Annotated in this window: 21 protein-coding genes; 18 read left to right on the top strand and 3 right to left on the bottom strand. The window is 48.9% G+C overall.

Features of this window, described 5'->3' with window-relative positions:
• Positions 1–23 precede the first annotated feature (23 nt).
• Entirely contained in the window at positions 24–2,684 is a 2,661-nt protein-coding gene (gene rne / locus BCF53_RS05340) for a ribonuclease E (protein ID WP_132700628.1), read from the bottom strand.
• Positions 2,685–3,125: 441 nt separating this feature from the next.
• Here rne and rluC point away from each other — a divergent pair, with 441 nt between their 5' ends.
• Both rluC and sppA read left to right on the top strand, forming a co-directional pair.
• Complete coding sequence (gene rluC, locus BCF53_RS05335; protein WP_132700479.1) at positions 3,126–4,073, top strand: 23S rRNA pseudouridine(955/2504/2580) synthase RluC; 948 nt, start codon at positions 3,126–3,128, stop codon at positions 4,071–4,073.
• 3 nt (positions 4,074–4,076) lie between these two features.
• Positions 4,077–5,063, top strand: a complete 987-nt coding sequence (gene sppA, locus BCF53_RS05330) for a signal peptide peptidase SppA (RefSeq protein ID WP_207902658.1) — start codon at positions 4,077–4,079, stop codon at positions 5,061–5,063.
• Between the two features lie 7 nt (positions 5,064–5,070).
• On the opposite strand, the gene BCF53_RS05325 is transcribed toward sppA, so the two are convergent.
• Positions 5,071–5,658, bottom strand: a complete 588-nt coding sequence (locus BCF53_RS05325) for a Maf family protein (RefSeq protein WP_132700478.1) — start codon at positions 5,656–5,658, stop codon at positions 5,071–5,073.
• A 105-nt stretch (positions 5,659–5,763) separates the two neighbouring features.
• Between BCF53_RS05325 and BCF53_RS05320 the strand changes: the two genes are divergently transcribed.
• The 14 genes from BCF53_RS05320 (at position 5,764) to BCF53_RS05255 (ending at position 15,973) form a co-directional block, all read left to right on the top strand.
• A complete protein-coding gene (locus BCF53_RS05320; RefSeq protein WP_132700477.1) occupies positions 5,764–6,279 on the top strand; it encodes a YceD family protein in 516 nt (171 codons plus the stop codon).
• Between the two features lie 56 nt (positions 6,280–6,335).
• On the top strand, positions 6,336–6,515 hold the full coding sequence (rpmF, locus tag BCF53_RS05315; protein ID WP_132700476.1) for a 50S ribosomal protein L32: 180 nt from the start codon (positions 6,336–6,338) through the stop codon (positions 6,513–6,515).
• Between the two features lie 9 nt (positions 6,516–6,524).
• Positions 6,525–7,526 (top strand): phosphate acyltransferase, encoded by a 1,002-nt coding sequence (locus BCF53_RS05310; RefSeq protein ID WP_132700475.1) that lies wholly within the window; start codon positions 6,525–6,527, stop codon positions 7,524–7,526.
• A gap of 121 nt (positions 7,527–7,647) precedes the next feature.
• Positions 7,648–8,577, top strand: a complete 930-nt coding sequence (gene fabD, locus BCF53_RS05305) for an ACP S-malonyltransferase (RefSeq protein ID WP_132700474.1) — start codon at positions 7,648–7,650, stop codon at positions 8,575–8,577.
• Between the two features lie 3 nt (positions 8,578–8,580).
• Positions 8,581–9,321: a 3-oxoacyl-ACP reductase FabG gene (gene fabG, locus BCF53_RS05300; protein ID WP_132700473.1), complete on the top strand. Its 741-nt coding sequence runs from the start codon at positions 8,581–8,583 to the stop codon at positions 9,319–9,321.
• 104 nt (positions 9,322–9,425) lie between these two features.
• On the top strand, positions 9,426–9,662 hold the full coding sequence (gene acpP, locus BCF53_RS05295) for an acyl carrier protein (RefSeq protein WP_132700472.1): 237 nt from the start codon (positions 9,426–9,428) through the stop codon (positions 9,660–9,662).
• A gap of 99 nt (positions 9,663–9,761) precedes the next feature.
• The gene (gene fabF / locus BCF53_RS05290) at positions 9,762–11,000 is read left to right on the top strand and encodes a beta-ketoacyl-ACP synthase II (RefSeq protein WP_132700471.1); all 1,239 of its coding nucleotides are present in this window, start codon (positions 9,762–9,764) and stop codon (positions 10,998–11,000) included.
• Positions 11,001–11,038: 38 nt separating this feature from the next.
• Positions 11,039–11,827, top strand: coding sequence for an aminodeoxychorismate lyase (gene pabC, locus BCF53_RS05285; RefSeq protein ID WP_132700470.1), 789 nt, complete (start codon positions 11,039–11,041; stop codon positions 11,825–11,827).
• Entirely contained in the window at positions 11,824–12,873 is a 1,050-nt protein-coding gene (mltG, locus tag BCF53_RS05280; protein WP_132700469.1) for an endolytic transglycosylase MltG, read from the top strand. The genes pabC and mltG overlap by 4 nt, the downstream gene beginning before the upstream one ends.
• Positions 12,870–13,490, top strand: a complete 621-nt coding sequence (gene tmk, locus BCF53_RS05275) for a dTMP kinase (RefSeq protein WP_132700468.1) — start codon at positions 12,870–12,872, stop codon at positions 13,488–13,490. Before mltG ends, tmk begins: the two co-directional genes overlap by 4 nt.
• Positions 13,483–14,445 (top strand): DNA polymerase III subunit delta', encoded by a 963-nt coding sequence (gene holB / locus BCF53_RS05270; protein ID WP_132700467.1) that lies wholly within the window; start codon positions 13,483–13,485, stop codon positions 14,443–14,445. The genes tmk and holB overlap by 8 nt, the downstream gene beginning before the upstream one ends.
• Positions 14,442–14,795, top strand: a complete 354-nt coding sequence (locus tag BCF53_RS05265) for a PilZ domain-containing protein (RefSeq protein WP_132700466.1) — start codon at positions 14,442–14,444, stop codon at positions 14,793–14,795. Before holB ends, BCF53_RS05265 begins: the two co-directional genes overlap by 4 nt.
• Positions 14,796–14,843: 48 nt before the next feature.
• Positions 14,844–15,458, top strand: coding sequence for a TetR/AcrR family transcriptional regulator (locus BCF53_RS05260; RefSeq protein ID WP_132700465.1), 615 nt, complete (start codon positions 14,844–14,846; stop codon positions 15,456–15,458).
• Positions 15,455–15,973 carry a DUF1285 domain-containing protein gene (locus BCF53_RS05255; RefSeq protein ID WP_132700464.1) on the top strand — a complete coding sequence of 173 codons (519 nt, stop codon included), beginning with the start codon at positions 15,455–15,457 and terminating at the stop codon, positions 15,971–15,973. Before BCF53_RS05260 ends, BCF53_RS05255 begins: the two co-directional genes overlap by 4 nt.
• A 63-nt stretch (positions 15,974–16,036) precedes the next feature.
• Here BCF53_RS05255 and BCF53_RS05250 read toward each other — a convergent pair whose 3' ends face one another.
• Positions 16,037–17,692 (bottom strand): electron transfer flavoprotein-ubiquinone oxidoreductase, encoded by a 1,656-nt coding sequence (locus BCF53_RS05250; RefSeq protein WP_132700463.1) that lies wholly within the window; start codon positions 17,690–17,692, stop codon positions 16,037–16,039.
• Positions 17,693–17,983: 291 nt separating this feature from the next.
• Here BCF53_RS05250 and BCF53_RS05245 point away from each other — a divergent pair, with 291 nt between their 5' ends.
• Positions 17,984–18,736, top strand: coding sequence for an electron transfer flavoprotein subunit beta/FixA family protein (locus BCF53_RS05245; protein ID WP_132700462.1), 753 nt, complete (start codon positions 17,984–17,986; stop codon positions 18,734–18,736).
• Positions 18,733–19,659, top strand: a complete 927-nt coding sequence (locus BCF53_RS05240; protein WP_132700461.1) for an electron transfer flavoprotein subunit alpha/FixB family protein — start codon at positions 18,733–18,735, stop codon at positions 19,657–19,659. The genes BCF53_RS05245 and BCF53_RS05240 overlap by 4 nt, the downstream gene beginning before the upstream one ends.
• Positions 19,660–19,712: the final 53 nt, after the last annotated feature.

The raw sequence follows: 19,712 nt of genomic DNA, 5'->3' as shown, positions 1-19,712 counted from the left end.
TGTGGAAGTTTAATTAATAAGGATTAATTTTCTTCCGATTGTGCTTTAGTCGCCTGCTCTGCTTCGCGTTGGCGGCGGCGGACTTCGCGAGGGTCATTTGCAGCCCTTGTAGGGCGCTTGCCCTGTTCGCCAGTGTCTTCCTGAGCGGGAGTTTCTGCCTGAGCAGGTGCTTCCACAGCAGGTGTTGGTTCAGGTTTTTTCTTGGCTTCAGCGGCAGGTTCAGCTTTAACTTCGAGAGCTTCCTGAGCCACTTCCGGAGCAGGGGAGGTTTCCAGAGTAGAGCTTTTCGCTGTTTCCGGAGTTTTCTCTTCTGCCGCCTTTGCAGGCTCGGCAACAGCTTCAGCCGCTACTTCCACTTTCGCTTTCGTTGTCGCTTTATCCGTTGTCAAAGGCTCAGATGAGACTTGAACTTCAGGCGTGTTGTTAACCGGATTAGCGGCTTCCTGAATTGGCGTCTCTGTGACCTGCTTATCTTCAGTGGCCGGCTTTTCGGCGACTTCAGGTTTCTTTCCAAGCAGATCAAAGTCAATCTCTGATACCGTTTCGGTAGGTTTCTTTGGCTTAACACGCTTGGCAGCATTTTTACTTTCGCCGCGCTGTTTGCGGTTTTGACCAATCTCGTCAACCGTTACGCGACCCGTTTGAGCGTTGCGGCTTGGGCGGCGTTTAGCTGTTGACTTATTACGGTTGCTTGCAGGTTTTTCAGAGCTCGCAGCACTATCTGCTTTGGCTTCCGTGTTCTTGCTTGCATCCGGCTGGTTGCTCTTGCGGTTATTCTGCTTGTTTTCCTGAGGCTGCGAACGATTTCCGCGGTTATTGCGGTTGTCGTTATCACGTGAATCGCGTGACTTGCTGTCGTTACGCTTGCGTGCAGGTTTTTTAGCAGGCTGCTTTTTAGGCTGTTCCGGTTTCGGCTGTACCGGTTTTTCTTCTACGACTTCTTCTTTAAAGAGGCCGCCAAACCAGGAGGAAATTTTCGTGAGCAAGCCCGGTTCTGCTTTAGGCGTGCTGGCCTTCGCTTTGGCAACGGGTGCTGCCGCAGGTTCAGCTGGCTTTTCTGCTGCACTTGGCGCTGCAGGTACCGGTGCAGGCGCACGCGGGGCCTGAACCATTGAAATGGCGGCTTCCTGAGGCTTAGCTGCATGCTCCAGTACGGTTTCGGTTTCAAGAGGCTGCTCTTCAAACTTCATTGCGTAGCTTGGTTCGCTGTCAGCAAGGCTTTCATCGTCATCACGCAGGCGAATGACTTCGTAGTGCGGTGTTTCCATTTGTGGGTTTGGTACCACCAGAACATGCACTTTCAGGCGCTTTTCAATATCAGAGATCTGATCACGCTTTTCGTTCAGCAGGAAGGTAGCGACTGCCATCGGCACAATGGTGCGGATCTGTGCAGTGCGTTCTTTCAGGGCTTCTTCTTCAATCAGGCGAAGAATTGCCAGAGACAGCGATTTCACGTCACGGATGGTGCCGTGGCCGTTACAGCGAGGGCACACAATGCCACTGGTTTCACCCAGAGAAGGACGCAGACGCTGACGTGACATTTCCAGCAGACCAAAGCGGGAAAGGCGACCAATTTGAACGCGGGCACGGTCTGTGTTGGTCGATTCTTTGATTTTCGCTTCAATTTCGCGCTGGTGCTTAGCCTGGTTCATATCGATAAAGTCGATAACGATCAGGCCACCCATGTCGCGCAGACGCAATTGACGGGCGATTTCTTCAGCGGCTTCCATGTTGGTATTGAACGCAGTTTCTTCAATATCGCCGCCTTTCGTAGCTCGGCTGGAGTTAATGTCGATAGAAACCAGAGCTTCTGTCGGGTCAATAACAATAGAGCCGCCACTCGGCAATTTAACTTCACGCTGAAACGCCGTTTCGATCTGAGATTCGATCTGGTAGCGGTTAAACAGCGGAACATTGTCTTCGTAGAGTTTGATTTTGTTCTGATAACTCGGCATGACCTTCTGAACGAAGTCCAGTGCGTAGTTATAGGCATCTTTATTGTCGATCAGAACGGCATCGATATCCTGACGCAAATAGTCACGGATGGCACGCAGAATGACGTTGCTTTCCTGCAGGATCAGGAATGGAGCAGGGCGGGCATTAGATGCTTCTTTAATGGTGTTCCAAAGCTGCATCAGGTAGTCCAGATCCCACTGCAGTTCTTCAGTGGATCGGCCAATGCCAGCGGTGCGCACAATACAGCCCATGCCGTCAGGGATGTTGACACCCTGTAATGCTTCGCGGATTTGAGCACGCTCATCACCCTCGATGCGGCGGGAAATACCACCGGCCCGGGCATTATTTGGCATTAATACCAGGTATCGGCCGGCCAGGCTGATCATGGTCGTCAGAGCAGCGCCTTTGTTTCCGCGCTCTTCTTTATCGACCTGAACAATGACTTCAGTGCCTTCTTTAACCAGCTCTTTAATGCTTGAGCGCGAAGACATGTTGGGGTCGACAAAATATTCTTTGGCAATTTCTTTTAAAGGGAGGAAGCCGTGGCGTTCAGCGCCGAAGTCTACAAAGGCAGCTTCAAGGGAGGGTTCAATTCGTGTAATGCGGCCTTTATAAATATTGGCCTTTTTTTGTTCTCTGAATCCGGCCTCGATATCAAGGTCGTATATTCTTTGGCCATCCACGAGTGCAACTCGAAGCTCTTCTGCCTGAGTTGCGTTAATTAACATTCTCTTCATTAAGGGTTAATACTCTGATTTGTTATGTTTCAGAGCAGCAAGGCAGGTGTACAGAAGCAAACACCGATAGAAATCGATTTACACGATACAAATTGCGTTTTTTTATACGCAGGCAATAACTAGCAATGTCTATGCGAGCTGATGTCAGATATGGAAAGAGTCTTACGGGCATTCCTGCTCTATTTAGAAATATTCACTTGTCTTTCTTGGAATACTTTCAACCTGATCTAACGGCTGCTGATTCTGTTTTAATCCGTTCTTGCTGCCCAACCGTTTAATTTCTGTTGTTGGGCATCTTCGCCTGTACACCTGTGTGATCGCTGGGTGCCAAGCTAAGAATACCAAGCGCATGGGAATATAGCAGCAAACTATAGCTGCTTCAATCTCGGGCTTGCTGTTATTATTCGCCCTTAAAATCTTTAAGGATGGCATGTGTCTAAAGTTAGATTTGTTGATGTTGAGAGCGACCGAGCAGACCAGAGGCTCGATAACTTTCTGCGTTATCATATGAACAACGTTCCAAAAAGCCGGATATACAGAATTATCCGCAAGGGTGAGGTGCGGGTTAACGGTAAGCGAGCCAAGGCAGATACGCGTTTATGTGCGGGTGATACTGTTCGTATTCCGCCAGTTTCTGAGGCGCAAAAAGAAATAAATACACATCAGCCCAGCCAGGGCTTAAGAAATACACTGAAAAACGCGATCATCTTCGAAGATGATGTGATGATCGCTATCAATAAGCCTTCTGGTCTGGCCGTTCATGGCGGCTCTGGCCTGAAGCTAGGTCTGATTGAAGCTGTGCGGGCAGATCGCCCCGATGAGCGTTTTCTTGAGCTGGTGCACCGACTTGATCGCGACACCTCTGGTGTCGTGTTGATCGCCAAAAAGCGCAGCAGCTTAACCCGGATGCAGGACTACTTCCGCTTAAAGAAGGATGTTCAGAAAACCTATTGGTGTTTAGTCAGTGGCCAGTGGCCGGCGGATAAGCGTATGGTTGATGCGCCCCTGTTACGGCATGAAGAAAGTACTTCCGGTGAGCGCAGGGTGTCTGTTCATGGAGATGGCAAGCCATCTAAAACAAAATACAGGTTGCTCAAACAGTTTGACAGGTGTGCCTGGGTTGAAGCTCAGCCGATCACCGGACGAACGCACCAGATCCGTGTACATTGTCAGTATGCTGGCCATTGCATACTTGGGGATGATAAATACCAGGATAAGAAGGCAGAACAAATCAGCAAGCAGATTGGCCTTGGCCGGTTATTCCTGCATGCTGCGCAATTAACGCTTCCTCACCCTGTGACGGGGGAGCAAATGACCTTCAACGCAGAGTTAGATGCCAGTCTGAAGGCATTATTGGCAAGTCTTAACAGTAAGGGATAAATCATGTTTGGTCGTAAAACACCTAAAGACAAAGACCTGATGGGTCATGGGAGTACTTCTGAAAAGGAGTGGAAGCTAATAGAGCGGGTCGTCATGGCCAATTCGCTCGAATTAAAACGCACCCGGCGCTGGGGCATATTTTTTAAGGCGCTGACGTTTGTCTATCTGTTTTTGCTCATTGGTATTTTCATGGTTAATAGCGGCGACCTTGGTGAAAGCCGGGCGTCCGGGCCACATACCGCTGTGGTTGAGGTTGAGGGTGTTATTTCAGCCTCAGACAGGGCCAATGCCGATGCCGTGATCAGTGCCTTAAAAAGAGCATTAAAGAACGAAGGAACCAAGGCGGTCGTATTGCGAATTAACAGTCCAGGCGGCAGCCCGGTGCAGTCTGCCTATATCTATGATGAGATAATGAGGCTACGCGAGCTTTACTCCGACATCCCGATTTATTCGGTCATTGTCGATACCGGCGCCAGCGGTGCTTACTATATTGCTGCTGCAACCCAGGAAATCTATGCGAATGGCGCCAGTGTTGTTGGTTCAATCGGTGTTACCGCGGCCGGCTTTGGCTTTCAGGAATTAATCGAGAAGATTGGTGTTGAGCGCCGGCAGTTTACCTCTGGCGACCATAAGGCCTTCCTTGATCCGTTTTCTGAGGTAGACCCGGAGGAACAGGCGCTGTTTGAAGAGCTTCTTGGTGAGGTTCACCAGCAGTTTATTGATGATGTTAAAAAAGGCCGGGGAGACCGCCTTGCCGATAACGACAAGCTGTTCTCGGGTTTGTTTTGGACTGGAACGCAGGCGCTGGAACTTGGCTTGGTTGATGGTCTGAAGTCAACATCGCAACTGGCAAGAGAGCTCGGGTATCCGGATATTGTTGATTTCACCTATCGGCCCTCGCCACTGGAGCAATTCGCGAACAGCCTGGGGGCCAGTATGGCCAGCACCCTGGTTAAGCTAAGTCAGTCGGGTGACCTGACTCTAAAATAGCAGCGTGTTAGGGGACGAGGAGCCCAATGCTCCTCAGTTCCTGGCTCAGGCTAATCAACGGCAGGCCAATAAGTGCCGAAGGGTCTTCTGAGCGCACGGCGTTAAATAATGAAATACCCAACGATTCAATCTTAAAGCTTCCGGCGCAATAGAGAGGTTCGTCCTTCTTTATATAGCGCCGTATTTCTTCGCTGCTTAATTGGCGAAACTCGACCTCTGTGGTAACAGACCACTTTCTGCTGATGTTTTTAGATTTGTTGATTAAGCACACTGCACTATAGAAACGAGCCTTCTGCCCCTGGCAGGCAGAGAGCTGATCAAACGCTTTACCTTCGGTTATCGGTTTTGTGAGCAATAGGCCGCTTTCAGTAACGGCAGTTTGGTCTGAGCCAATAACCCAGCTTTCAGCAAAGGTTGCTGAGGCGGCTATGGCTTTGCTGGCGGCTAATTCTATCGCCAGGGTTTCCGGAGGAGTGCTTTCTGGGTGCTCTTCTTCAATTTCCGGGTCGAAAACATCGAAATTCAGGCATAGTTGAGTGAGCTGCTTTTGTTTAAAGGTGGAAGTGCTCGCCAGAATCAGCGCCGGTTTTTTCATAAAAATAGGGTCCAAGGTGAAAATAGCTTAAATCTTTGAATTAACGGTTGTTTTGGCCCAAAAAGCCTTTGACTTAGTGCGTTGCATACGTATCATACCGCGCCTATGTCAAATTTCGAATTGCCTGAACGCATCAATCCATATCAACTTGCTGATAAGCAGGGTGAACTGGAAGGTGTTGTCACCGCCTCGAGGCTACCTCGGTTAATGCAGGCAGCAACGGCTATTGACGAACCAGCCAGAGTTCAACTTGCTTTCAAGCGGGATGATTCTGGTCGCAGAGTTATCTCTGGGACGGTTTCGTGTGCAGTTAGTCTGCAATGCCAACGCTGTTTAACCTCTTTTAGCAATGAGTTAAGCGGTGAATTTGCATTGGCTTTGGTTTATAACGATGAAATGGCCAAAGCTTTGCCGGCTGAGCTGGATCCGTTGCTATTAATGCCGGATGAGCAGCTTGAAGTTGCCGGTATTGTTGAAGATGAGTTGTTGTTAAGTCTTCCAATGCATGCGATGCACCCAGAAGGCAGTTGTCAGATAGAAACCCAATTCGGGATGGATGAGGTTGAGCAAGCGCCTGAGCGAGCGCCGAGTCCATTCGATATTTTAAAAGATTTGAAGTAACTTCTGTTTGTATTGGAAGTCGCTTCTTTAAGATTAACAGTAGGAGGCTTTTAGCCATGGCAGTTCAAAAAAGTAAAGTAACACGTTCACGTCGCGGTATGCGTCGTTCTCATGATGCTTTAACCGCTCCAACAACTTCAGTAGATGCAACCAGCGGCGAAACTCATCGTCGTCACCACGTTTCTGCAGATGGCTTCTACAAAGGCCAGAAAGTTGTAGCTGGTAAAGACGACTGATTTTGTAAGATGGCAACCTTTGCCATTGATCTTCACGGAGGGGATTTCGGCCCCTCCGTTTTAATTCCTGCCTGTTTTCAATTCTTTCGTGATCACCCAAAAGACCAGGGCATTCTGGTTGGGGATCTGAAAACCTTCCGCTCTCTTGTTCAGTATTGTCCGGTAAATATAGATTGGTATGACAAGCCGCCCTTACAGGGTTTTGCTTCTAAGCCTTCCCGACTGTTGCGTTCTGATAGCGACAGCTCCATTGAGGCCTGCTTCCAGCTCGTGAAGAGTGGTAAGGCCGATGTTGTGGTGTCTGCTGAGCACACCGGTGTACTGCTGGTATTAACCACCAAATACGGTGCTGTGCATCCCTATCTCAAGCGGCCAGTACTTGCGTCTTATATACCTACGATGTCAAAGCCGACAGTAATGCTGGATCTGGGTGCGTCCTATTCGGCCAAAAAGGAACAGCTGCTTGCATTTTCAGCGGTTGGTGTTGGCCTGATAGGGGGCTCTAAACCCTCGGTTGCGCTATTAAATGTAGGTATCGAAAGCTTCAAGGGGCCACTGGATATACAAGCGGCCCACAAAGCGCTACTTGAGTGGTGCAATATTGATTATCGCGGCTATATTGAGGCGAGTGATATCTACTCAGGCGAGCAGGATGTGATTGTCTGCGATGGTTTTACTGGCAATTCGGTCATCAAATCGGCTGAAGGCGCAATGGGTTTTGCTTATCGAACCCTCAAAGCCCGTTTGAGTAACGGCCTGGTAAATCGGGTTTTAGGGCTTTGGATGCGCGGTGAGCTGCATTCTGCGATGAAATCGCTTAATCCTGAAGAGTGTAACGGTGCCATTGTCGCCGGCAGTGAGCTGACGGTTGTTAAAAGTCATGGATGTGCCAAAGAGCGTGCCTTCCGCAATGCTCTGGAGCGAGCGGCTAAGTTTTATGCTGAAGGTGCAGCGGAAAGAGTATTGGGACAATTAGAGTGGCTTTCGTCTACTGATGAAGTTTTAAGCTGATATGAGCTGTTTTAAGTTCCTATAATTCATAAATGTTTCAACATCCTCAGACTTTCACCTTTTGGATGTTGTCTTCATAATCCGCCGCAATTAAAAATTGAAACTATAAAGAGAACCTGTAATGACAAAGCTAGCATTTGTGTTCCCTGGTCAGGGCTCCCAGCAGGTCGGGATGCTCGCTGACTTTTTTGGTCAGTATCCGCAAGTTGATGAAACCTTTGCTGAAGCCTCAGATGTTCTGGGTTATGACATGAAGGCTCTGGTTTTGGATGGGCCGGTTGAAGAATTGAGCAAGACTGAGAAAACTCAGCCTGCGCTGGTAACCGCCAGTACCGCTTTATATCGTGCATGGTCTTCCAAACAGGATGCCGAACCATCGTTGTTCGCCGGCCATAGCCTGGGTGAATACAGTGCCCTGGTTGCCAGCGGTGTAATGTCGTTTGCCGATACCGTTAAGATTGTAGAATTGCGTGGTCAGCTGATGCAGCAGGCGGTACCTGCTGGTCAAGGCCTGATGGCGGCTATTCTTGGTTTAACAGACGAGCAGGTCGTTGAAGGCTGCGCTAAGGCCGCTGAAGGCGAGGTGGTTTCCGCTGTTAATTTTAACACTCCGGGTCAGGTGGTTATTGCCGGCCAAAAAGCCGCTGTTGAGCGTGCTATCGAAATACTTAAGGCCATGGGCGCCAAGCGTGCTATGCCGTTGGCGGTGAGTGTTCCTTCTCACTGTGCACTGATGGAGCCGGCTGCTGAGAAACTGGCAGTGGCATTTGAGGAAATCACCTTTAATGCACCGAGTGCGCCGATTGTGCAGAACCGCGTGGCTCAAGCGGTTACCGATGTTGCCCAAATCAGAAAAAACCTGCTTGAGCAGCTGTACCAGCCAGTTCAGTGGACGAAGTCTGTTGAGTTTATGGCGGCACAGGGCATTACTGAGATTATTGAATGTGGTCCGGGCAAGGTGCTTTCCGGATTAAACCGACGAATTGCTAAAGAGTTGACCCATACGGCTTTGGGTGATTTGGCTTCATTTGAAAAAAGAGTAGGGGCATAGAGCATGTCTGATTCAAAAATCGTATTAGTAACAGGTGCAAGCCGGGGTATTGGTGCTGCTATTTCCGACGCCTTCGGTGCGCAGGGTTATACAGTTGCTGGTACGGCAACCAGTGAAAACGGTGCAGGTGCTATTACCGCCCGCTTCACCGAAAAAGGCTATACCGGTAAGGGTTACTGCCTGAATGTGACGGATGCTGAGTCTATCAAACAGGTTCTGGCAGAAATAAAGGCAGATTTTGGTGATGTGGCTATATTGGTAAATAATGCCGGCATTACAAAAGATAACCTGTTCATGCGAATGAAAGAAGATGAATGGCAATCGGTGATGGATACCAACCTGACATCTGTATTTGCCATGAGTAAGGCAGTAATTAAGGCGATGATGCGTGCCCGTACAGGCCGTATTATCAACATCTCGTCAGTTGTTGGCTCAATGGGCAATGCCGGTCAGGCTAACTATTGCGCTGCTAAGGCAGGTGTAGAGGGCTTTACACGGTCTCTGGCGCGTGAAATTGGCAGTCGTAACATTACCGTCAATTCGATCGCACCGGGTTTCATTCAGACCGATATGACACACGAATTACCTGAAGATGTAAAAGAAAACCTGATGAAACAGGTGCCGTTAAACCGCCTGGGTTCACCGGAAGAGATTGCTCATGCTGCGCTGTTTTTAGCCAGTGATGGCGCCTCTTACATAACCGGAGAAACCATCCACGTCAACGGTGGCATGTATATGGGCTAATTCCGAAAGGTAAATAGTCTTTTCACTTGCCCAATAGATTAACGTTTATATAAACTAGCCAGCACATTTAAGACAGTGCTAAACACTTTTAAGGAGTTCTCATTATGAGCAGCATTGAAGATCGCGTTAAGAAAATTGTTTGTGAACAGTTAGGCGCTAAAGAAGAAGACGTAACAGCACAAGCATCTTTCATTGATGATCTGGGTGCCGATTCTTTAGACACCGTTAACTTGGTTATGGCTCTTGAAGAAGAGTTCGAAACTGAGATCCCAGATGAAGAGTCTGAGAAGCTTCAAACTGTTCAAAACGCTATCGATTACATCAATACTCACTTGGCTTAATCGAGCACACTATCGTTATCAAAAGCCGTATTGCTTTTAAGAGTTAATACGGCTTTTTTCGTTTTAAGTGTTATATGGAATTTGGTACGGAGAATATATATGTCTAAAAGACGCGTGGTTGTAACCGGTTTAGGTTGCATCAGTCCATTGGGTAACAATGTTTCAACCACCTGGGAAGGCATTTTGGGCGGCAAAAGTGGTGTGAATCTCATTGAAAACTTCGATACAGAGAAATTTTCAACGAAATTTGCGGCTCAGGTTAAAGACTTCAATGCTGCTGACTATATGAATCCAAAAGATACCAAGAAAATGGATGGCTTCATTCAGTATGGCTACGCCGCCGCTGTAGAAGCGATCAAAGATTCGGGTATTGTGGCGACAGAAAAAAACGCGGGTCGTATCGGTGTAGCCATTGGTTCCGGTATTGGTGGTTTGGATACCATCGAGAAAAACTACGCGGCTATGACGCGTTCTGGTCCTCGTCGTATTTCGCCATTCTTCGTACCGGCTGCCATTATCAATATGATTTCCGGTAATGTTTCTATCGAATACGGCTTTAAAGGCCCGAATATTGCGATTACGACCGCCTGTACGACCGGCACCCATAACATTGGGTACTCCGCTCGTACCATCGCTTATGGTGATGCGGATGTCATGATTTCCGGTGGTGCTGAAATGGCTTCCGGTATGCTGGGTATGGGTGGCTTTGGTGCTGCGCGGGCACTGTCTACCCGAAATGACGACCCTCAGGCTGCATCACGCCCCTGGGATAAAGACCGTGATGGCTTTGTACTTGGCGATGGTGCTGCTGTGCTGGTGCTGGAAGAGTACGAACATGCCAAGGCTCGTGGCGCGACTATTTATGCTGAAGTGACCGGCTTTGGTATGAGTGGCGATGCATACCACATGACATCTCCTTCAGAAAATGGCGCAGGTGCTGCTGCTTCTATGCAGAATGCACTGAATGATGCCGGTATGAATGCTGCTGATGTTAATTACATCAACGCTCACGGTACTTCAACGCTGGCCGGCGATGTTGCTGAGTCTCAGGCCTGTAAATCAATTTATGGTGCAGATGCCGATAAAATTGTTATCAGCTCCACCAAGTCGATGACGGGTCACCTGCTGGGTGCAGCAGGCGCCATTGAAGCGCTGTTCTGCGTTCTGGCACTGCGTGATCAGGTTGTTCCGGGCACAATTAACCTGGATAACGTCGATCCGGCCTGTGATCTGGACTACGTTCCTAATCAGTCACGGCAGATGGCGCTGCAGCATGTTTTAAGCAATTCGTTTGGCTTTGGCGGAACTAACGGCTCGTTAATTTTCAGTAAGATTTAAACTTCTGAATTAACGGCGGTCTGTGCCAAAATACAAAGATGAAAATTACTCTAATAAACGGTGAGGCCGGAGCAATTCCGGCTTCTCACCGAGCACTTGCCTATGGCGATGGCCTGTTTGAAACGATTTATGTTGATCACAACGGGCCTCAATTCTTAACTGATCACTTGAACCGATTGCTTTCAGGCGTTGAAATACTCAATCTTGCCTGGTCTGAGAGCTGCACGGATAAGCTTCTGAATGAGATTTCCCGGCTGGTTCGGGACATTACAGTTCCGCATGCGCTGAAAATCATGCTGCTGCGAAACTACCCGGGACGAGGCTATGATTTTGATCCCCAACAGCAGACCACCGATGTTGTTCTGCAACTGGCCGATTATGTAAAGCCCGCTTGGGCTGAAAAAGGGGCAAAGGTTGTTGTTGCAGAAACCTATATCAATGAAAATCAGACGCTTGCGGGATTGAAGCATTTAAACCGATTGGACTCTGTCATCGCCCGTCAGTTTGCCCGCAAGAATAACGCACACGAAGCGCTGCTAAGCGATGCGCAAAAAAATATTATTGAAGGCTCGATGTGCAATGTGTTTTTCAAGGTTGGCTCTGAATGGCTAACGCCTTCACTGAAAGTTGCCGGCGTTGCAGGTATCCTCAGGCAACAGGTTATTGAGCAGAATGCAGTGCAGGTGAGAGAAATTCACCGCGATGAGCTGGCCAATGTTGAAGCTGCGGCGCTGACAAATAGTCTGATCGGAATGGTACCGGTTGTCAGCATCGATAACCGCATTCTGTCGGAAAAAGTAGATCTTAATTACAACTGGAACTTATGAGCATTTTAGCCAAGAAATTATTGGGTTTGGTCTTTCTGTTAGTGGTGGCTATTGGACTGGCGATCCTGAGCTTTTCATATAATGAACTGAATAGAACCGTTGCCTTCGAGAATGACGCGCAGACCTATATTGTTAAGAAGGGTTCCTCAGTAAAGCGTGTTCTGCTCGATTTTAAATCGGAAGGCTGGATTGAATACCCCAGAATTCATGAACTCTGGTTGCGCTATCACCAGAAGACCAACATTCAATCCGGTGAATACGAGATTGCATCGAACCAGAGTGTTGAGCAGATTATCGATCAGTTTATCCGTGGCGATAAAATATTGCGCTCAGTCCAGTTCATTGAAGGAAAAACGGTTCGTGATTATTTAACTGCACTGCAGGCTCATGAGCATTTAGATCAGACTCTGGCCAACATGTCGGTCGCGGAAATAACAGCAAAGATAGACCCTGAATTAAAAAACCTGGAAGGCTGGTTGTATCCGGATACCTATCTGTTTGAATCCGGCACCAGCGATCTGGAAATTCTCAGCCTGGCGTATAAGAAAATGCAGCAGGTGCTTGAGCGTCAGTGGCTTAATAAATCTGAAGATGCTGCGGTGAACTCTGCCTATGAAGCACTGATACTGGCATCCATTGTGGAAAAAGAAACCGGCGCAGCTTTTGAGCGCGCTGAAATCGCTGGTGTTTTTACCCGAAGGCTTAACATCGGTATGCGGCTGCAAACAGACCCGACCGTGATTTATGGCCTGGGGCCGGATTTCGATGGCAACATCACCCGCAAAGACTTGCGTACCGATACGCCATATAACACCTATACACGTTATGGATTGCCTCCTACGCCTATTGCTAACCCAGGTGAAGATGCCATATTCGCGGCATTGAACCCGGCAGCAGGAAACACACTCTATTTCGTCGCTAAGGGCGATGGAACTCATTACTTTTCATCAACGCTGAAAGAGCACAATAATGCTGTCATTAAGTATCAGCGCTTTGGGCGACGCAAAGACTATCAGTCTTCACCTGCGGCGGAGGAGAGCCAGTGACCGGTAAATTTATCACTATCGAGGGCCTTGAAGGCGCCGGTAAAACCACACAGGCTCAGGTACTTGTAGAATGGCTGGCGTCCCGTGGCCATAAGATTGTTCGTACCCGTGAACCGGGTGGCACACCAGTCGCTGAAAAAATCAGAAACCTGATTCTGGATCACCACGAGGAAGAAATAGACCCCGTGGCTGAGTTGCTACTGGTGTTTGCCTCGCGCAAGCAGCATGTCGAGCGCCTGATCAGGCCCGGAATCGCTGCCGGCGACTGGGTTGTCAGCGATCGTTTCACCGATGCAACCTATGCCTATCAGGGCGGTGGGCGCTGCCTGGATGAAGCCCTGATACGCGAGATGGAGCTAACGGTACTTGATGATTTTCAGCCGGATCTCACCATTTGGTTTGATTGCGATGCAGAAGTCGGCCTGGCCCGTGCTTCAGCTCGCGGTGAATTGGACAGAATTGAACAGGAAAGTATGGCGTTCTTTAACCGTTGCCGCAGCGCCTATGAACGACGTGCGCAGGCGCACCCGCAGCGGTTCATTCGCATTAACGCGAATAATCCGGTAGAGAAAGTAACTGAAGAGCTGTTAACTGCCTTGGAGGCTTACTTTGCGTAGAATACCTGACTGGCTTCACTCGGATTTTCAGAAAACCGTATCTCAGTATCAGAAAAAGGTTTTGCCGCATGGTTTGATGATTGTCGGCAAAAGTGGCGATGGCTGCAGTGCTTTTGCTTCGCAGTTGGCGACTAAGCTGTTATGCAGTCGGGTAGATGAAACGGAAGCCTGCGGACAATGTAAATCCTGCCTGATGCTGAAAGCCGGCCATCACCCGGACTATCTGAAAATAGAACCGGAAGGCAAAAGCCTGACGATTAAAGTCGATGCGATCCGAAATATTGTGCAAAAGGTGACCGCCACGGCACAGCAGGGTGGCAATAAGGTGGTGCATATCGAAGCTGCGGAAAAAATGAACCTGAACGCTGCCAATGCTTTGTTGAAAGTTCTCGAAGAGCCCACCAACAACACCTTTATCCTGCTGGAAACCGGTGAGCTGAGCCGTTTGTTGCCTACATTGCGTTCACGTTGCCGCATTCAAAATCTGACCAAGCCAGACTACCAGCAGTCTGTGCTGTTTCTTCAGGCCAATGGCTTCCAGTTTGATGTGGCTACCGCGCTGGCCATGGCCAATGGCAGTCCGCTTAGGGCCGCTCAGTTGACCGAGGCCGATATCGCAAACTGGCGTGAGCGCGAGTCTGAATTCAGTTCGGCCAGCGGTTTTGTCGCTCTGAGTAGCTACATTAATAAACAGGATATATCAGACACCCTGACGCAGATAATGCTATGGGTCGATACCGCCATTAGGCGTCATCAGGGAGCAGGGCAGCAGGCGGAAGCTATTTCAGAAGCGGTTCTGTCAATATTTGACCCTGTCGACACAACTTCACTTTTTAAGTTTCGAGACTATATTCTAGGTAAACTATCCGCTATAAATAGGCAGGCTAATCTGAACCCACAGTTGATGGCTGAAGAATTGGCTGCAAAGTGGTTGTCTTTGAGAGGAATTCAATGAACCCGAAATTCGGTGGCGCACGAAGTGGTATTCTAACCATTACAATGAAAGACAAGGCGGTTTTATATGCTGCTTATATGCCGTTTGTAAAAAATGGCGGACTGTTTATTGCGACCAATAAGCGCTTTAATGTCGGTGATGATGTCTTCCTGCTGCTGACCCTGATGGATGAGCCGGAAAAAATTCCGGTGGCAGGCAAGGTGATCTGGATTACACCCCGCGGCGCACAGGGCAACCGTGCGACCGGTATAGGTGTGCAGTTTTCTAAAAAGAATGAAGCAGCAAAAGATAAAATCGAAACCTACCTCGCAGGTGCGTTAAATTCAGACAAACCAACTCATACAATGTAATTGTATGAGTTATTGGCTGTTACTGTACCTTTTGAATCGGTAAGGGATATGCTGAATCAAAACTTTTCTATACAGGAACCAAGCGCAGCCGAAAAGGCGCTGATTACCTCTTCTCTCAATCTTTTTATCATTCACAATGAAAAGAAAATAACCGTGACCCAGCTGATAAAATCAGCCGGTGTCGCCAAATCTGTTTTTTACAAATATTTCGAAAGTAAAGAAGACCTCTATGCCGCCATTCTGCTGAATGACGAACTGCAGCTTTCCCCGATATTCAGTCATTTAAAAATATACGGAACGGTTTCTGAGCTGCTGGAAAGCTATTTGAATTTCCGTATTCAGCAGATCGATAAATACCGAGTACTAACGCGGCTGGAACAAACGCTGATGGAGAAAAACTGCAACAGCGAGCGTTACTTGCAGTGGCAGGTGTTACGGCGTCAGCATGTTGATGAGTTTACCGGCATCGTGCAATCGAAAATGCCGAAATCGAAACCGATAGATGCTGAAAATATACGCTTCTACTACGGCCTGGTTTGGGCGCTGGCTTCCGGGTTTTCGCAACTGTCAGAATCAGACTTTTTCCACGAACTGATCCTGGACCGGCGTGGTTTTACGCGCTTTCTGCTGGAATCTGTCAATGTATTAGGCAAACTGAAATGACAGCGCTCGATGAAATTGTAAAGGCAATCTCTTCTGCGAAACTGCCGCCTGTCGAGCAGTGGAACCCCGCGCATTGCGGCACCATTGATATAAAAATTCTCAGGGATGGCAGCTGGCTGCATGAAGGGCAGGCGATTAATCGACAAGCTATGGTGAGGATGTTTTCTAACATTCTGGTTTTTGAGGGTGGCGAATACTTTCTCGTTACGCCAGTCGAAAAAATGAAAATAGCTGTGGAATCGACGCCCTTTGTTATAGTCGATGAAGAGCTCGTCGATGGTGCCTGGGTGCTGACCAATAATCTGGGCGATAAACAACTGTTGGATGCGCATCACCCGCTCAGCATTGAAAACGACGATTGCCCCGTTGTTACCTGGCGAAGTAACTTGCTGGCACGCGTTTCAAGCAATGTTATGTATCGCCTGCAAACCTTTGCACTGTCGCACAATGGCCTTGAGGGTGATCAGCTTTGGCTTACCAGCGGAAAGTCTCGCTTTCTGCTTGGTCGGTTGTGATTTCTGCAAGAAACTAAGTATTTAAAACCCCGGTAACCGGGGTTTTGTTTATTGGTTATGCAACTACATATTCGGGTAGTTTGGCCCACCAGAGCCCTCGGGCGTAACCCAGGTTATATTCTGACTCGGGTCTTTTATGTCGCAGGTTTTGCAGTGCAGGCAGTTTTGCGCATTGATCTGCAGGCGTTTGTTACCGTTGTCTGACGCTACGATTTCGTAAACACCGGCAGGGCAATAGCGCTGCGCTGGTTCATCATACATTGGCAGGTTTGTAGATACCGGAATCGCTTCATCGGCCAGCTTAAGGTGAACCGGCTGATCCTCTTCATGGTTAGTATTCGATAAAAAGACCGAGCTGAGCTTATCGAAGGTCAGCTGGCCGTCCGGCTTAGGGTAATGAATGGGTTCGAAACCCTGTGCGGGCTTGAGCGTTTGGTAATCGGCTATCGGGTCTTTTAACGTCCACGGTAGCTTGCCACGACAAATGTTCATATCTACAAACGAATAGGCAGAGCCGATAATGTTACCCCAGCGGTGTTGCGCAGGGTTGAAGTTACGCTGGAAGTGCAATTCAGATTTCAAACTGCTTTGATCGAACTCCTGCGCGAACCCGCTGAGATCCTGGCCATACTCCAGGCCATCTTTCAGTTGTTTGAGAATGGTTTTAGCGGCCAGCAGGCCAGACTTCATGGCGGCATGAGAGCCCTTTATTTTAGCGCCATTCATGGTTCCGGCATCACAGCCAATCAGTAGACCACCGGGGAAATGCATTTTTGGTAAGCATTGCGGGCCGCCCTTGTTAATAGCTCTGGCACCGTAAGATACCCGCTTGCCGCCTTTAAGGTATTTGGCATAAAGCGGGTGCAGCTTCATGCGTTGAAACTCATCGTAGGGTGAAACATAGGGGTTGCTGTAAGAAAGATCGGTAATTAACCCAACAACAACCTGGTTATCTTCCAGGTGATACATAAAAGCACCACCGGCAGCGTCGTGTTCTGCCAGCGGCCAGCCAGCTGAGTGAATCACCAGGCCCTGGTCATGAACACTCGGGTCAACCTGCCACAGTTCTTTGATTCCCAAGCCAAAGTGCTGGGTATCGCTGTTGGCATCCAGGCTGTATTTGGCGATCAGTTGTTTGCCTAAGTGTCCACGGGCGCCTTCCGCAAACACCGTTATTTTGGCGTGCAGTTCCATGCCGGGCATGTAGCTGTCTTTTTCTGACCCATCGGCAGCGATGCCCATATCTCCGGTGATAACACCCTTTACCGCGCCATGTTCATCGTATAAAACCTCCGCTGCAGCAAAGCCGGGAAATATCTCAACCCCCAGTGCTTCTGCCTGTTCACCCAGCCAGCGGCAAAGATTGCCCAGGCTGATGATATAGTTACCCTCGTTATTCATCGTCTCCGGTACGAAGAAGTGCGGCACCTTGCGGGCCTTGCTTTCCGAAGGCAGTACGTATATTTCGTCTCGCTTGACCGGTGTTTTAACCGGCGTGTCCAGGTCCTTCCAGTTCGGAAACAGCTCCGCTAATGCTTCGGGCTCAAATACCGCGCCGGAAATGATATGAGCGCCAACTTCAGAGCCCTTTTCAATAACGCAGACGGATAAAGGGCTTTCCGTTTCGGCCGAAGCCTGCATCAGTTTAATGGCGGTAGACAGTCCTGCGGGGCCTGCACCAACGATTACGACATCAAACTCCATGGATTCGCGTTCCATAAGAACCTCCAGAACTCTCTTTAGGCAATAGTCCGATCAAAACCGGCCTTACCTGTGAATTATTGTTATTAATAAAGTGCTGATTCAATTCGGCTGAGGGCCTTTTCATCAACCTTTAGTCCAAAGTTTATACACAATGCGCTGATAATTAAAACAACTGTTTGAAATTTTTGTTTGAAACAACTTAAATATCATTACAGCCAGGGGTTAGTCGAGGTCAGTTTCAGAGAGTGGCTGGCATGAAGGCGAACCTGGAAATCGTAGTCATAAAATAAGAAAACCGAGGTAGCTATGAAAATTCTGGTACCGGTAAAGCGTGTAATTGATTACAACGTGAAAGTCCGTGTTAAGGCGGATGAGACCGATGTCGATCTTGCAAACGTTAAGATGGATATCAATCCATTCTGTGACATTGCAGTGGAGGAAGCTGTAAGGCTGAAAGAGCAGGGTGTTGCTACGGAAGTCGTGGTTGTTTCAATCGGTGACGCTAAAGCCGAGGAACAAATTCGCCGTGCCATGGCAATTGGTGCCGACCGGGGCATTCTGGTTCAGGTTGAAAAGCCTGCAAGTTCTTTGACTGTTGCAAAAATACTGAAAGCAATTTTCGATGAAGAGCAACCGGGCCTGGTGATGATGGGTAAACAGGCTATCGATACAGACAACAACCAAACCGGGCAAATGCTGGCAGCTTTGACGGGTTTGGCTCAGGGTACCTTTGCCAGCAAGGTTGAGATGGCTGACGACAAAGTGAATGTCACCCGTGAAGTTGATGGCGGCCTGCAAACCGTCAGCTTAAAGCTGCCTGCTATCGTTACCACCGATCTGCGCCTGAATGAGCCGCGCTATGTAAAACTGCCGGATATTATGAAAGCCAAGCGTAAACCGCTGGATAAAAAAGTACCGGCTGATTTTGGCGTCGAAGAGCGATCCGGCGTTTCAGTGCTCAAGGTTGAAGCCCCTGCTACGCGTAAAGCGGGTATTAAGGTGGCCAGTGTTACAGAGCTGTTGGATAAACTGAAAAATGAAGCGAAGGTGTTGTCATGAAAAGTCTAATAATTGCTGAACACAACAATGAGCATTTGGCACCCGTAACGGCTTCCGTTGTTAAGGCTGCAGCACTCTGCGCCGATGAAATAGTGGTACTGGTTGCCGGAAAAAACTGTGGCGAAGTTGCTGAGCAGGCTGCCCGGTTGGCACCCGTCAGCAAGGTTCTGCTGTGCGATGACGACCAATACCAGTATGCGTTGGCAGAGCCACTGGCCAGTCTGGTCATCGCCAATGCTGAAGGTTTCAGTCATATACTGGCGGCGGCTACCACCTCCGGCAAAAACTTTATGCCCCGTGTTGCTGCGATGCTGGATGTAGAACAGATTTCAGACATCATTTCGGTTGAGTCTCCAGATACCTTTAAGCGACCAATCTACGCGGGCAACGCCATTGCTACCGTTCAGTCCAGTGAGTCAGTCAAGGTTGTTACCGTACGCGGTACCGCTTTTGACGCCTGTGAATCCGGCGGGTCAGCAGCCATTGAATCTATCGCGGCCGCACCAGGTGAAGCAATCAGTGCCTTTGTTGGTGAAGAGCTGGCTAAATCAGACCGGCCTGAATTGACGGCCGCCGGCGTTGTAATATCGGGTGGTCGAGGCATGCAAAACGGTGACAACTTCGATCTGATTTACAAGGTAGCCGATAAACTGGGCGCTGCCGTTGGCGCATCAAGAGCCGCAGTAGACGAAGGCTTCGTGCCCAACGATATGCAGGTTGGCCAGACGGGTAAAATTGTAGCGCCGGAACTGTACATCGCCGTCGGTATTTCCGGGCAAATACAGCATTTGGCTGGTATGAAAGAGAGTAAATACATTGTTGCGATCAACAAGGATGAAGAGGCGCCTATCTTTCAGGTGGCTGATTACGGCTTGGTAGCAGACTTGTTTGATGTACTGCCGGAGCTGGCCGAAGCGCTGTAAAACAGTCAGGGAACGTAAGCTCTTAACGAATAAAGCCCACTTGCTGTGGGCTT

Source organism: Reinekea marinisedimentorum, assembly GCF_004341165.1.
Classification (GTDB): domain Bacteria; phylum Pseudomonadota; class Gammaproteobacteria; order Pseudomonadales; family Natronospirillaceae; genus Reinekea; species Reinekea marinisedimentorum.
Note: the sequence above shows the minus strand (reverse complement) of the source record. Positions and strands in the feature narration are given on the sequence as shown.

Bases quoted from the DNA above. Each gene is read 5' to 3' on its own strand.
- rne (WP_132700628.1), bottom strand. From the start codon at position 2,684: ATGTTAATTAACGCAACTCAGGCAGAAGAGCTTCGAGTTGCACTCGTG.
- sppA (WP_207902658.1), top strand. From the start codon at position 4,077: ATGTTTGGTCGTAAAACACCTAAAGACAAAGACCTGATGGGTCATGGG.
- BCF53_RS05325 (WP_132700478.1), bottom strand. From the start codon at position 5,658: ATGAAAAAACCGGCGCTGATTCTGGCGAGCACTTCCACCTTTAAACAA.
- BCF53_RS05320 (WP_132700477.1), top strand. From the start codon at position 5,764: ATGTCAAATTTCGAATTGCCTGAACGCATCAATCCATATCAACTTGCT.
- rpmF (WP_132700476.1), top strand. From the start codon at position 6,336: ATGGCAGTTCAAAAAAGTAAAGTAACACGTTCACGTCGCGGTATGCGT.
- BCF53_RS05310 (WP_132700475.1), top strand. From the start codon at position 6,525: ATGGCAACCTTTGCCATTGATCTTCACGGAGGGGATTTCGGCCCCTCC.
- fabD (WP_132700474.1), top strand. From the start codon at position 7,648: ATGACAAAGCTAGCATTTGTGTTCCCTGGTCAGGGCTCCCAGCAGGTC.
- fabG (WP_132700473.1), top strand. From the start codon at position 8,581: ATGTCTGATTCAAAAATCGTATTAGTAACAGGTGCAAGCCGGGGTATT.
- acpP (WP_132700472.1), top strand. From the start codon at position 9,426: ATGAGCAGCATTGAAGATCGCGTTAAGAAAATTGTTTGTGAACAGTTA.
- fabF (WP_132700471.1), top strand. From the start codon at position 9,762: ATGTCTAAAAGACGCGTGGTTGTAACCGGTTTAGGTTGCATCAGTCCA.
- pabC (WP_132700470.1), top strand. From the start codon at position 11,039: ATGAAAATTACTCTAATAAACGGTGAGGCCGGAGCAATTCCGGCTTCT.
- mltG (WP_132700469.1), top strand. From the start codon at position 11,824: ATGAGCATTTTAGCCAAGAAATTATTGGGTTTGGTCTTTCTGTTAGTG.
- BCF53_RS05265 (WP_132700466.1), top strand. From the start codon at position 14,442: ATGAACCCGAAATTCGGTGGCGCACGAAGTGGTATTCTAACCATTACA.
- BCF53_RS05260 (WP_132700465.1), top strand. From the start codon at position 14,844: ATGCTGAATCAAAACTTTTCTATACAGGAACCAAGCGCAGCCGAAAAG.
- BCF53_RS05255 (WP_132700464.1), top strand. From the start codon at position 15,455: ATGACAGCGCTCGATGAAATTGTAAAGGCAATCTCTTCTGCGAAACTG.
- BCF53_RS05250 (WP_132700463.1), bottom strand. From the start codon at position 17,692: ATGGAACGCGAATCCATGGAGTTTGATGTCGTAATCGTTGGTGCAGGC.
- BCF53_RS05245 (WP_132700462.1), top strand. From the start codon at position 17,984: ATGAAAATTCTGGTACCGGTAAAGCGTGTAATTGATTACAACGTGAAA.
- BCF53_RS05240 (WP_132700461.1), top strand. From the start codon at position 18,733: ATGAAAAGTCTAATAATTGCTGAACACAACAATGAGCATTTGGCACCC.